Annotated in this window: 11 protein-coding genes; 2 read left to right on the plus strand and 9 right to left on the minus strand. The window is 45.9% G+C overall.

From position 1 onward, the window contains the following. Positions 1–16: 16 nt before the first annotated feature. The gene (locus B9T34_RS01940) at positions 17–1,084 is read left to right on the plus strand and encodes an amidohydrolase family protein (RefSeq protein WP_086211461.1); all 1,068 of its coding nucleotides are present in this window, start codon (positions 17–19) and stop codon (positions 1,082–1,084) included. Between the two features lie 192 nt (positions 1,085–1,276). After that, positions 1,277–2,521 carry an OmpP1/FadL family transporter gene (locus B9T34_RS01945; RefSeq protein WP_228147389.1) on the plus strand — a complete coding sequence of 415 codons (1,245 nt, stop codon included), beginning with the start codon at positions 1,277–1,279 and terminating at the stop codon, positions 2,519–2,521. A 124-nt stretch (positions 2,522–2,645) separates the two neighbouring features. Here B9T34_RS01945 and B9T34_RS01950 read toward each other — a convergent pair whose 3' ends face one another. The 9 genes from B9T34_RS01950 to B9T34_RS01990 form a co-directional block, all read right to left on the minus strand. Beyond that, the gene (locus tag B9T34_RS01950) at positions 2,646–3,845 is read right to left on the minus strand and encodes a hypothetical protein (RefSeq protein WP_086211462.1); all 1,200 of its coding nucleotides are present in this window, start codon (positions 3,843–3,845) and stop codon (positions 2,646–2,648) included. A gap of 308 nt (positions 3,846–4,153) precedes the next feature. Beyond that, entirely contained in the window at positions 4,154–5,794 is a 1,641-nt protein-coding gene (locus tag B9T34_RS01955) for a thiamine pyrophosphate-binding protein (RefSeq protein WP_086211463.1), read from the minus strand. A 48-nt stretch (positions 5,795–5,842) separates the two neighbouring features. Beyond that, the gene (locus B9T34_RS01960) at positions 5,843–7,309 is read right to left on the minus strand and encodes an aldehyde dehydrogenase (protein ID WP_086211464.1); all 1,467 of its coding nucleotides are present in this window, start codon (positions 7,307–7,309) and stop codon (positions 5,843–5,845) included. 18 nt (positions 7,310–7,327) lie between these two features. Further along, on the minus strand, positions 7,328–8,119 hold the full coding sequence (locus B9T34_RS01965; protein WP_086211465.1) for an aspartate dehydrogenase: 792 nt from the start codon (positions 8,117–8,119) through the stop codon (positions 7,328–7,330). Positions 8,120–8,128: 9 nt separating this feature from the next. Then, positions 8,129–8,923 carry an SDR family oxidoreductase gene (locus B9T34_RS01970; protein WP_086211466.1) on the minus strand — a complete coding sequence of 265 codons (795 nt, stop codon included), beginning with the start codon at positions 8,921–8,923 and terminating at the stop codon, positions 8,129–8,131. 21 nt (positions 8,924–8,944) lie between these two features. Beyond that, entirely contained in the window at positions 8,945–9,778 is an 834-nt protein-coding gene (locus B9T34_RS01975) for an alpha/beta fold hydrolase (protein WP_086211467.1), read from the minus strand. A 17-nt stretch (positions 9,779–9,795) separates the two neighbouring features. Beyond that, a complete protein-coding gene (locus B9T34_RS01980; RefSeq protein ID WP_086211468.1) occupies positions 9,796–10,317 on the minus strand; it encodes a cupin domain-containing protein in 522 nt (173 codons plus the stop codon). 116 nt (positions 10,318–10,433) lie between these two features. Next, a complete protein-coding gene (locus B9T34_RS01985; RefSeq protein WP_086211469.1) occupies positions 10,434–11,657 on the minus strand; it encodes an MFS transporter in 1,224 nt (407 codons plus the stop codon). 44 nt (positions 11,658–11,701) lie between these two features. Further along, positions 11,702–12,910 (minus strand): NAD(P)/FAD-dependent oxidoreductase, encoded by a 1,209-nt coding sequence (locus B9T34_RS01990; protein ID WP_086211470.1) that lies wholly within the window; start codon positions 12,908–12,910, stop codon positions 11,702–11,704. Positions 12,911–12,931 lie beyond the last annotated feature (21 nt).

A 12,931-nucleotide genomic window follows, 5' to 3' on the forward strand; every position in this document is an offset into this window, starting at 1 on the left:
CTTTTAAGGAAAAAATATGAATAATTACAGTATTGATGTACATCATCATTTAATTCCGCCTGCATTTATCCACACCATGGACAAATACGGCATCGATAAAGTCGCAGGAGCGCCGCTGCCGCCATGGAATGCACAGCGCTCGATTGAAGCCATGGATTTGATTGGCACGCAAACAGCAATCACCTCGCTCTCTGCACCGGGTGTGTACTTTGGCAATTTGCCTGAAGCCTGTGACTTGGCCCGCGCATGCAATGAGTTTTCTGCAGAAATAAAACAGCAGCACCCTGGACGCTTTGGTTCTTTTGCAGTATTGCCCATGCCTTTTACCGCAGAATCCTGCCGTGAAGCCGAATATGCGCTGGATGTGCTGCAAGCCGACGGCATTGTGCTGCTGGGCAGTACCGAAGGTGTCTTTTTAGGCGATCCGAGCTTGGAAGAACTGATGCACTGCTTGAATGTGCGCCAAGCCACGGTTTTTATTCACCCGAATATTCATGAATCCAGTAATCAGGTTCAGCTGAATATTCCCGGATTTATCTTAGAATTTTTATGCGACACCACCCGCGCCTCAGTGAATTTAGTTGCTTCGGGCGTGCTGGAACGATACCCGAAGATTAATTGGATTTTGGCGCATGCCGGCGGCTTTTTACCCTATGTGGCATGGCGTGTGTCCTTATGCAACATGATGCCTGAGCTTGCCGAAAAAACACCGCAGGGCTTTTTGCATTATATCCGCCGTTTTTATTTTGATACCGCACTATCGCCGTCACCCTATGCCATGGCTGCGCTGAGTGAATTGGCCGACCCGAGCCATATTTTATTTGGCAGCGATTTTCCGTTTGCGCCTAAACAGCTGTCGATTTTGCAAAGGCAGAATTTTGATGAACTGACAGTCTTCAGCGCTGAGCAGAAATCACAAATTTTACGTGAAAACGCTTTGGCGCTGTTTCCGCAATTTAAAGTCGAAGCAGATCACAGCATTCCAGAATTGCAGCGCTATTCAACAGCGCCTTTTGGCACCCGCCTGCGCCATTCACTGATGAAACCCATGTTAAAGCTTGGAGAAAATATGCGTAAGCGATAAGCGTATAAACAGAAGATTTGCTGGAGAAAACCTTTTTGAAAATCTTCATCGGCTGCTGCTTAAAGGATAAAGGAGGAATCGGCAAAAACAAGAAAGCTACATACACAAGAAAAGTATATGCACACGAAACCTGTGAACTAGAAAAACCTGTGAAGAAAAAAAGCGCTAAATCACTCAAGGAATGACATAACAATGAAAGACATCGTAAAGGGTTCAAAATTATTTAAATCAGCATTATCTATGGGAATTTTGACCGTCATGTGCGCGCAGAGTCATGCCGCTGCCTTAGACCGGTCAGGACAGCCGATTACCGCATTTTTGCAGGATGGCAATTATGCAGAAGCCTCAATTTCAGTGCTTGATGCGGATGTATCCGGTACGGCGCGGCCAAATTACGTGGCAGCGAATACCGACCCTGCAACGGGCAATATGGCCAATAACTATCAATTTTATAATGCAGCGCTCAAACTACAGCTCACACGGCAATTTTCTTTTGGCCTGATTTATGATCAGCCCTTTGGCGCAGATGTCACCTATGACCGTCTTGCCAACTCAACCTATTCTTCTACCGCAGGCGCAACAACAGCAGAGGTCAGCACGCAAAATTTATCCTTTCTTTTTGGCTATCAGCCAACTGAAAACTGGAATATTTATGCGGGGCCTGTGTATCAAACCATTAAAGGTGACCTTGCCATTAACGGTTTAGGTTTTAGTGAAGCCAGCGGCTATGGCTATGATGTTAAGGAAGACAGCGCGGTCGGCTGGCTCGCTGGCGTCGCCTATCAAATCCCGGAAATTGCGCTGAAAGCCGCGCTGACTTACCGTGCGGAAATCAAGCACGAATTTAATGCAGTAGAAAGCTTTTCCTTGCCGCTGAGCGCATTAGTTCCGCTTGCAGGCACTGGGCAAACGGAGCTGACCACACCGCAATCGGTCAATTTTGATTTTCAGACTGGTTTAAACCCAAGCACACTGGCTTTTTTCAATGCGCGCTGGGTCAATTGGAAAGACTTCTATATTAAGCCTTATCAATTTGGTAAAGTGACTGAAATTTTAACCACGATGAAGCTGAATACCCCGATTTCATTAAATCTTGTGGATTATGATAAAGATCAAATTTCCATCAATGCAGGATTGGCTAAGAAACTGAATGAGCAATGGAGCGTGATGGCCCTGGCTGGCTGGGACAGCGGCGCTGGCAATCCAACCTCGACTTTAGGCCCGATTGACGGATATTGGACTGCTGGTTTAGGGGCACAGTTTAATCCTGCACCCAATTATTTTATTCAAGGCGCATTTAAATATTTATGGTTTGGCGATGCCACGGGACATGCAGCGACCTATGCGATTCCAGGCAATGCCGAAGCAGCAAAAGTCGCAGATTATTCAGATAATACCGCTTGGGGCTATATGCTGAAATTCGGCTATAAATTTTAGAATTATTTCAAACTATTACTGCCATATCTCAAAAAATAAGCCCGCAAAATCCAAGGATCTTGAGGGCTTTTCAATATATAATCAGCTTTAAATCCAAATGATATCTATAAGTATTCTGATAAAATCAGAAACTGAATCCAATATTCAAGTTGACACGGTACATCCATTTTTCACTGTTTTCAGACGTCGCTGAGGTAAAGCCAGTGCCGTTGGTTGCGCCGCCGATAATATTGGCGTTTTTGCCCCATGTATAATCAGCCCAAACCATAAATGGCGAAGCAATAAACATCGCACCTGTGGTGTTCATTTGCGAGGCTGCCCAATCACTGCGCTCTTTGTCTAAATAGCTATAATCATTATAAAAACGGATCGCTTTCAATTTCCCCATATTCTGCACAGGCAAGGTATAAGCTAGGTTTAAACTCGCAACCGTTCCCTCAGAAGCAATGAAATACGATGGCGTTAAACCGTTCGCGCCCATCAGCGTCATATCGTTATTTACACCGTCTGGGTTTTCCACATCATATTGATAATGAATCACTGAAGACTGCAGATTCCAGCGCTGATAGTTGCTGTTGCTATGCAATCCAGCCGCATAGTAGCTGCCGTCTTTTTGCGTGGTTTTGTTGTGCAGCTGAGCCACAGAACCCGATAAGCCAATTTCATGCTTACCGATTTGATCATCGCCAAATTTACGCACAATGCGGGTATTCAGCTGATTCTGCTTTTCATTTTGATAGGCCGCTTGGAAAGGCAAATGATTTTCTGAAAGATCATCATAGGTGGCAGCTTCTGGAGAATAACGCAAATTGGTTTCCAGCATGCGCGGATAATAACCGACTTTAATATCCCACTCAGGATTATTGTAATTCCAGTTCACCCCAGGCGCGGCATTGTTGCCATAACCTAAAAAGAATGGAATGTGGTACGTCCAGCCATTTTGCGGATAAGGATAAAGCGCAAAAGGCTTATAGACAAAACCTGCTTCGATGCTGTTGTTCTTGTTCAGGTTGTAGCCTACATAAGCCTTTTCAATGGAGGTTTTTTCCTGATCTTGCACAAGATAGCTGGCATTCAGATAGGCATCATCCGATTTGCCTTTTAAATCTAAACGGAAAATATCAAAATCCAGCTTGCCAAAACCGCGGTTTGGACTGGCATCCCATTGTTCATAGCGGTGATTGAAACGCAGCACCCCACCGACTTTTAATGAATGCGCCCCATCTTCACTTTTCCATTCCAATGGATCATCTTTGGCTTGAACACTAGCGGCAGCTGCGCCCAATGACATGAAAACCGCAGCTGTTAAAATCGTTTTATTCATCTCTTTTCCCTAAAATCCCATGTTTTATATACAAAACATTGTTTGTTTCTCATTTTGGCTAAAAAAATTTAGCGCTGCGTCGCTGGCTGTTTTAAAAAACAGGCTGGCTGAACTTAAACGCCCTACATTCCTTGTAAGGATTTAAGTTTTGAGTCTTTTGGCATTTCCGCTTGGGCTGATTTAAACGCTGCACCAATGGCAACAATAATTGAATCAGCTCTAACGGCCCCCCATGCCTGAGGCAATCTCCCTGTTGGGAAATTGCCTTCTGGAATTGCTTCAAATATGGTTCATCCTCTAAGGATGAATTAGTACAATTTTTTCTGCGGTGGACCAGCAAATTTCAATGGGCCAATGGCGTTCATATCCAGTTCAATCACTGCTGGGCCATTCAAATCAATCGCTTCTTGAATTGCTGTTTTAAATTCGTCTGCACTGCCGACTTTCCAGCTCTTCACGCCCATCGACTCGCCCAATAAACAGTAGTCTGGCGTATGCAGTTCGTTAAAGTATTGACGGCCGCCAAAGTAATTATTTTGAATACCGCGCATGACGCCATAACCACCGTCGTTCATGACCATCAGCACCATGTCGGTATTTTCTTGCGCCATGGTGGCAATCTCACCGATACCCAGCATCAAACCGCCATCACCCACTAGCCCAACGACTTTTTTGTCTGGGTTAGCAATAGATGAACCAATCGCGTGTGCAAGACCAAGGCCAATTGCACCTGCCAATGAGTGAATGTTTTTATTTGGGGTTTGCACTGGGAACAAACGGCTGCCCCATGTACTGCCTGACATAGTGATGTCGCGTACAAAAATACCGTCTTCTGGCAAAGCTGCACGCAAGTGATCACAAATCAATGCGTATTGATCCATTTGCGTACGCAGTGCGTCTACTGCATGTTCACGTGCGGCTTTAATGTCTGCATCATAAGCGGCATCAATTTTGCTCACGCCATTTAAAGCGCTGAGTACACGTGCAAAAGTATCTTTGGTATCTGCACAGACAAATTGTGAAACCTTATAGTTACGCTGCTGCGCCACTGGGTTGGCATCAATTTGGATAATATTTTCAGGGAATTCTACTGAGTAAGTCTTGGTTTCATTACTGCGTAGACGTGAGCCTGCAACAATAAATAAATCCGCTTCTTTCATCAGTTTTTCAACGGCTGCAGAGTTATGGAATGCACGTAAGTTGCGCGGATGGTCATCAGCCAATACACCGCGTGCATGTGTAGAAGACACCACAGGAATACCCAAATCTGCAAGCGCTTTCACTTCTGCAACTGCATTTAACGTACCGCCACCAATCCAAAGTAGTGGACGCTTCGCCTTTTTCAATGCATCTGCAATCATGTCAATTTCAGCAACTTCCGCCTGCGGCAATTGCATGGCTTTTACTGGACCAAGATTGGCGGGCAAATCAATCTCAGCCGCTTGCACATCAATTGGAATTTCTACACTTACTGGACCCATAGGAACAGTCGTCGCAACGCGGATTGCTTCACGAATTACACCGACAGCATTGTCTGGGCTGGTAATACGAAAAGCTGCTTTGCTCGATGCTTTTAAGAAAGTCAGCTGGTCTTTAGTTTCATGAATGAAGCTGGCATCGCGGTCTAAATATTCACGTTCCACTTGACCTGTTAAATGCAGCACTGGACTGCCAGCATTCATTGCTTCAATCAATGAACCTACGGCATTGCCTGCACCTGCGCCCGTACTGGTCAAGGCCACACCTAAGCCTTTAAAACGTGCATGTGCATCCGCCATGGTGACAGAACCTGCTTCACCGCGCGCTGCAACAAAACGCATTTTTTCACGCCGGCCTACAGCATCAGCAATTGGCAAGTTGTGAATAGAAATCACGCCATACATGCTGTCTACATTGTGCTGTTCTAATACTCGAGCGATTGCTTCGCCTACATTTACACGTTCAGTCATTGTTCTTTCCTTAATTTTTTCAATTCGTTGTTTATGGGTGTTTAGCTGCTAGTCCGACCATGGATTGGCTTGCTCGTTTAAACCCAGATAAATACTTTTTTGCTGCATATACGACAGGATACCGAGGCGCCCTTTTTCACGGCCAATACCGCTGTCTTTAAAGCCGCCAAATGGTGCGCTGATAGAGAATTTTTTATAGGTGTTGATCCACACTGTGCCCACTTCCAGCAAACGGGCAATTTTCCATGCTTTACGGTAGCTTTCTGTCCAAATGCCTGCGGCTAAACCAAAACAGCTGTCATTGGCTTGTTCAAATAAGTCTTTTTCGTTGTCATATGGCATAACCACCAATACAGGGCCAAAAATTTCTTCTTGGCAGGTTTGCGCGCTATTGCTTAAACCCGTAATGATCGTGGGCTTGTAGAAACTGCCTTTGGCAAACTCGCCTTCTGTAATCGCCTCACCGCCAGTGACTACCGTACCGCCTTCAGCTTTGGCTAATTCCACATAACGGTGCACAGATTCCAAATGTTTTTGGTTAATCAATGAGCCCATATGCACATTTGGCTGTTCAGGATGCCCCACACGTAAACCTTCAGTGATCTCCACCAAACGTTTTAAGAAGCTGTCATAAATTGACGTATGGATGAACAGACGCGAACCTGCAATACACGCCTGACCTGCCGAGCTGAAAATACCGTAAGCAATGCCTTTGGTTGCAATTTCAATATCTGCATCTGGCAGTACAATCGTTGGAGATTTACCACCTAACTCTAAAGATGTGGTAATCAGCTTTTCAGCGGCAATATGCGCCAAGTGGCGGCCAGTAGATGTACCGCCCGTAAACGAAATTTTGCGAACCAAAGGATGCTGTGCAATAGCATCGCCAATGACAGAACCACGTCCAACCAGTACACTCAAAATGCCTTTCGGCAAGCCTGCTTCTTCAAAGATTTTAGCCAGTTCTAAGGCAATTAATGACGTCGCTTCGGCAGGTTTTAAAATCACCGCGTTGCCTGCTGCAATGGCTGGCGCCAATTTTTGCACTTCGCTGGCAATTGGAGAATTCCAAGGAGTAATGGCTGCTACCACACCCACTGGTTCATGCACGCTCATGGTCAAAAAATCTTGTGCACGTTGCGTAGTCAATTCTTCATTAAAAGTTTCGCATGCTGCTGCATTAAAGCGCGCAGTTGCTGCCGCGCTCATCACCAAAGCACGTGTTTCAGCTAAAGGCTTGCCGTTGTCACGCGTTTGTAATTTAGACAATTCATCTGCGCGGGCTTCAATAATGTCGGCTACGCGGTACAAAATTTTTGCGCGCTCATGCGGCAAAGAATTGCGCCACTCTGGCTTACGCCAAGCTTGATCGGCCTTTGTAATCGCTTCTTCAACATCTTCCAAAGTTGCGGTTGAGATTTCCGCATTGACTGAATTGTCTGCTGGAAAAACGCTTTGAATCACGTTGCCGCGGCCTAAACGCCATTCACCTGCAATATAAATTTCTTTTACCATGACACTCACCCAATCCCTTTAAATCTGAATCGCATCTACGCTATTTCTGCACGCACGGATCACGCTCAATGCGGCCAATGTTGAAGTCTTTGGATTACTCTCCAAAGGCACTCCAATCATTTCAATACTCATTTGACCAAACCGCCCTTGGGCAATAATGGTATGTTTGTTTTGGCTGATGTTCGGATCAACCGTCAGTTCAACCATGGTTTCATCCATACCAATGCCTGCCAGCGCAATGGTGGCCGCCACATTGGCATTGGCTGGAAAATTCAACGCAGCTTCACGTGCAGTTCCGGTATAAAAAACGGTTGCTTCAGTCACTTGATCTAAATCAATCAGCTTTTCCGCATAACTGCCGCGCCAGCTATTTGGGCTTTTGCAGCCTTTATAAGTGACTTTTTCCAAACCGCCTTCTTTGGCAGCCGAAATACCGTCAATTCCTGCAATTGCGCCTGCCAGCAAATGAATATGCGCACCAGACTGCTCTGCTGTATTTTGCAGCTGTTCAAAGAAAGCGCTGTCAGCCAATGTGCCTACAGAGATCAAGCCAATGTTCCAGCCTTTTTCCAGCACTTTTGCAGCATGTTCTTTGACTGCTGCCTGACCTGCCACTTCAATCACGTAGTCTGGTGTGCCGTCACAGTCATCAATATTGGCAATGACTTGAACATCGGCTGCCACTTCTTGCTGTACGTTTTGAATACTGCGCTCAGGCACCACCACCCATTTCAGCTCAAGGTCTTTAGGCAAATGGCTACGGACTTCATTTGCCATTGCGCCAAAACCAATCATCATTAACTGTTTCATACGCTCACCTTATAAATGCTTGTTAAAGCCGCCAGACACATCAACCGCAGAGCCTGTGGTGTATGACGCCATTGGCGATGCCAAGAACACCAAAGCGCGCGCCGGCTCTTCAGGCTTGCCCAAACGTGCCATTGGAATACCGCGTTTTTTGGCAATATTGCCAATCCACTCTTCCCAGCTTTGGTTATGATCAGAACGGGCTGCAAAGCGGCGTTTCCACTGTGCAGATTCCACCATGCCCAATAAAATCGAGTTCACGCGGATGTTGTACTGAGAAAATTCATGCGCCAACGAATGGGTTAGATTCAGCAATGCTGCCCGTGCAGATGAGGTCGCAATCATATGCGGCTCTGGCTGCAGCGCCAGCAAAGAATTGACATTGGTGATCGATGCACAAGCCGACTGCTGCAGCGCAGGCAAAAATGCGCGGATTGGATGCAGCACACTGAAATACTTCAGTTCAACTTCTTTAATCCAATCTTCATCCACTGTATTTTCAAAATTAGAAACACGGCCTTGGCCTGCGTTGTTAATTAAAATATCGACACCGCCAAATTCGCTATTCACTTGTTTAGCAAAGCGTTTAACATCCGCTTTGTCTAAAACATTACAAGTCGCAGTAAAAATTTTGGCATTTGGATAGCGCGATAAAATCAGCGCTTTAGATTCATTTAAACGCTGCTCATCACGGCCGCACCATGCCACAAGCGCGCCTTCCGCAACTAAGAGTTCTACCGTTGCCAGCCCAATGCCAGACGAGCCGCCGGTGACTACTGCTTTTTTTCCTTCTAATTGGAAGCTCATTTCCCTATCTCACATCAGTGCTTAATTAAGCGACAATAAAATTTGGTTGAATTGCTCTGCTTGGTCCAAATAACTTAAGTGGCCCGCAGCGGCAATGTCGTAACACGGCTTCAGCTGAAACTGATCTGCCAATGCTTGAATATCTTGTGGAGGCGTAATGCCGTCCGCCATGCCTTTAATCACATGAATATTGTGCTGTTCTGGATTTAAATAGCTTTGGATTGCGTCATAAGCCAACAGGTACGATGCATCACTAAAACCATCTAAATGAATGTTGTGCATCACCGCTTCAATCAGCGCTAGCGCCTCAGCTGAAGCATTGGCCACCAAATGCGGCCCGCGTGATTGCGCCATGCCAGATGCGCCCAGTGTTTGCAGCATTTTGGGACGCTTTTCAAAGACATCCTGCTGTTTCTGTGCATCACTGCCTTTGTAGCCTTGCGCCACATTAGCAATCACTAAAGCCTCTACAGCATCTGGATACAGCGCATTAAAAGCCGCAGCTTGCATTGCACCTAAAGAATGCCCAACTAAAATAATTTGTTCTTGGCCCTGACCCGAACCTAAGTTCAGATCTAAAGCATCTAGCATGCCTTTTAAGCGTTTTGCATAATCTGCTGCATTTGGCTTTGTAACTAAACGGTCCGACTGGCCATAGCCCGGCGCATCCCATGCAATGACATGAAAATGATGACTTAAATCTTGCAGCTGCTTGACCCAAGAACCCGAGCCAGAACTGATGCCATGCAGCAACACCAGAACTTTTCCTGTACCCGCTTCGCGGTAAGATTGCTGCACGCCGTCAAACTGAATCATTTTCAATTCAAACTGCGCCAATTGCTCGATTAAAGTCATCTCTTTACTTCCTAAAATTAACGCTTGATTTGAGACAGCGGATGCTCAGGTGGATAGTTCGGAATGGTCGGCTTACCCGTACCGAGCATTACGCACATCAAGGCATCTTCAGTACCAGGGTTAAATAGGCCGCGGTAAATGCCCGGCGGAATTGAAATCAAATCACGCTCTTTTAAACGGGTTGAATATTCTTGGCCGTCGTGTTCAATGAACAGGTCAATTTCACCGCGCAGCATAAAGAACACTTCTTCTACATCGTGATGAATATGCAGCGGGCCTTCACATTGCGGCGGCAGCACCATCGTAGAAAAGGTAAAGTTTTCTGCAGGAACGGTATTGCCATCATTTGCTACACCCGTTGCGCCTGTACCCATATAACGCATCTGTGCGCGGCGGTATTTCGGGTCGTAATCCGCTTGGAATTTAAGTGCATCAAAATCATATTGACGCGTTTCAAAGCGCGCGATGCGTCCACCAATCCAGTCTTCCAATGATTGGCCTTCAGGCTGTGTCCAAGATTCAAATTGTTGTACAGACATGACTATCTCCTTTTCAGCTCCAAAGCTTTTTAGTATTGGAGCAATTTCATTCAGGGTGTTCTTTACGCGCTCAGCTGTTTTCCTGAGCGCGTGTGTTAATTTTTAATACAGCTCAATCAGTAGCGTTTCAGCAATGGCGCCAAGAAGAAGGAACCAATCACGGCCACCGCAGCCAAGAAAGTAATGCCGATATTAAAACTGCCGGTTTGCATCACAATTGCGCCGATAATCACAGGCGCTGCTGCGCTGGCAAAGTTGCCCAAGCCATTGAAAATGCCGCCTGCGGTTGCGCCGACATCTGCTGTGGTAATACGCGCCAGCAAAGCAAACACCGCTGCGACACCAAAACCCCAAGCCATTGCGCTGAGCGACATCGCCAAAATCACCAGCATTGGATTGGTCGCAATGACCATCACGTACATGAAAATACCTGCGACCAATAAACCGCCGCTGACTTGAATCGCACGCTTGCCTATCTTGTCGGAAAGGAATGCGCCAGCCACTTCACCAATCAGCATGGCTATGAACGGCAAGCTTGAGTAAATACCGAACTCTTTCAAGTTGAAACCTTTGTCCTGAATCAGGTACGAAGGCACCCAGCTATTCAAGCCCCACAGGTAAGTCATCAACGCGATATTGAACACACACAGCAACCAAAATGCGCTGTTGCTGAACAATGCTTTGGTATTGCTCAAATGCGTACTGAAATTCACGCGCTTGCCCACACCTTCTAAATCCACAGTACGTTTCAGCTGTAAATTGCGTAGGCCAAAGACAATTAAACCCAGTACGACAAACGTCATTGCACCCATCACAAAGAAGGTGGTGTGCCAGTCATAGTGCGCTAGGACGAATGCGGTAATAGGAAAACCTAAGAATGCGCCAATCGGTGTGCCCAATAAAAACATGGTTGATGCACGCGCTTGCTGACGGTCTGTGTAAGTTTGTTTCACAATGGTATAGGCCAAGGCGAATAAAGGACCTTCTGCCAAACCAAGCAGTACACGGAGTGTTAACATCGCTGAATAATCTGTGGTGAAGCCCATCAGAATCATCAGCATTCCCCAAGAGCTCACACTCCAGAACAGCATCTTTTTAGGACAAAAAATGTCGCCTAAAAAGCTTAAAAACATTGATGAAAAGCCATAAGCCAACAGGAAACTGGTCATCAGCCAGCCCAGTTTGGCCTTGTCTTGTCCAATGCCCATCGCATTCTGAAAAGTCGCGTCAGAAAACAATACGGCAATACTGATTTTGTCAAAGAAAGCCAGCACCACGCAGATCATTAAAATGATTGCCGGTGTCCAATGCTTAAACCCTGTTTTTGCACCACTATCCATGGGTAAATCCTTTATTACATGGTCTAATATTTGGGTTAAAACAATTACTTAAGCTTCATTAGATTAAAGTCAGGATCTTGCAATTGAGCTGGATCCAACTCACGGCTGCTGGCCATCCAACGTTTTGCCAGTTTCACCAGTTTTGAGTCATTGACTGCAATCATGTTGAGCAGTTGATTGTGTTCATCCAAATAAAAAAACGTTATTTGCAAATCTGAAGTTTTACGAATCACCACCTGATGTGTTTTTTCAGGTTGATAAGTGCCTAAAATTTGAATGTTGCATTGATATTGATCTGACCATAACCAAGGAATATCTTGATAAGCAGTCATGTCCCCAAGCATGGATTTGGCAGCCGCGATCGCCTGATTTTGCGCATTGGCCCAAGACTGGATGCAATAGCCCAAATTGGGGTGAATCGCTACATCGCCCGCAGCATAAATATCTGCATCGGATGTTTGGCCAAATTCATTTACCACAATGCCATCTTTAACTTCGAGTTCAGCTAAAGCAGCCAATTCCTTTGCAATTTCCGCACCTGCACCCACCACCACACAATCAAACTGCTTTAATTTTATGTCTGCATCAAAAACTTCGACTTTCTGATCAGCTGTTTCGATCAAATGCAGCTTGGTGGCATTGAGATGAATGGCCGTGCCTGCATCTTCATGCAATTGCTTTAAATAATCTGAGACTTCAGGACTCACACTGCGTGCGCAAAGACGTGAGCCGTATTCAAAAATTTCAACCTGCTTGCCCTGCTTGCGTGCAGTGGCTGCAATTTCAAGACCAATCCAGCCGCCGCCAATCACTGCAATATGCTCTGCTGACTTAAATTTTTCAGCCAATTTTTGGCAGTCTTTAATGTCACGCATGGTGTAAACGTTGTGCATGCTGGACCATGCAGAAACAGGAACGCGTGCTCGGCTGCCCGTGGCAATCAGCAACTTGTCATATGCCAGCACTTTGCCGCTTTCCAAATGCACGGTTTTATCCGCTTTATCCAATTTGACCGCATGGTCTGGCTTATGCCATGTCACTGAAAAATCATTGACCTGATCTGCAGAAAATAAATTTAGGCTTTCAACTGCCGCTTCCTGCGACAATACTTGCTTAGACAATGGCGGACGCTCATAAAAGACTTGATCTTCATTGGATACCACATGAATTTCACCGCCAAAACCTTGACCGCGCAGCGTATGCACTGCCCAGCCAGCGGCCTGCCCTGCACCCACAATTACAATCCTGTCCATGCTGATCTCCTTATCCTGATT

The sequence above is a fragment of the Acinetobacter sp. ANC 3813 genome, from assembly GCF_002135435.1.
In the GTDB taxonomy this organism is placed as follows: domain Bacteria; phylum Pseudomonadota; class Gammaproteobacteria; order Pseudomonadales; family Moraxellaceae; genus Acinetobacter.

Bases quoted from the DNA above. Each gene is read 5' to 3' on its own strand.
- B9T34_RS01990 (WP_086211470.1), bottom strand. From the start codon at position 12,910: ATGGACAGGATTGTAATTGTGGGTGCAGGGCAGGCCGCTGGCTGGGCA.
- B9T34_RS01950 (WP_086211462.1), bottom strand. From the start codon at position 3,845: ATGAATAAAACGATTTTAACAGCTGCGGTTTTCATGTCATTGGGCGCA.
- B9T34_RS01980 (WP_086211468.1), bottom strand. From the start codon at position 10,317: ATGTCTGTACAACAATTTGAATCTTGGACACAGCCTGAAGGCCAATCA.
- B9T34_RS01970 (WP_086211466.1), bottom strand. From the start codon at position 8,923: ATGAGCTTCCAATTAGAAGGAAAAAAAGCAGTAGTCACCGGCGGCTCG.
- B9T34_RS01975 (WP_086211467.1), bottom strand. From the start codon at position 9,778: ATGACTTTAATCGAGCAATTGGCGCAGTTTGAATTGAAAATGATTCAG.
- B9T34_RS01965 (WP_086211465.1), bottom strand. From the start codon at position 8,119: ATGAAACAGTTAATGATGATTGGTTTTGGCGCAATGGCAAATGAAGTC.
- B9T34_RS01940 (WP_086211461.1), top strand. From the start codon at position 17: ATGAATAATTACAGTATTGATGTACATCATCATTTAATTCCGCCTGCA.
- B9T34_RS01955 (WP_086211463.1), bottom strand. From the start codon at position 5,794: ATGACTGAACGTGTAAATGTAGGCGAAGCAATCGCTCGAGTATTAGAA.
- B9T34_RS01985 (WP_086211469.1), bottom strand. From the start codon at position 11,657: ATGGATAGTGGTGCAAAAACAGGGTTTAAGCATTGGACACCGGCAATC.
- B9T34_RS01960 (WP_086211464.1), bottom strand. From the start codon at position 7,309: ATGGTAAAAGAAATTTATATTGCAGGTGAATGGCGTTTAGGCCGCGGC.
- B9T34_RS01945 (WP_228147389.1), top strand. From the start codon at position 1,277: ATGAAAGACATCGTAAAGGGTTCAAAATTATTTAAATCAGCATTATCT.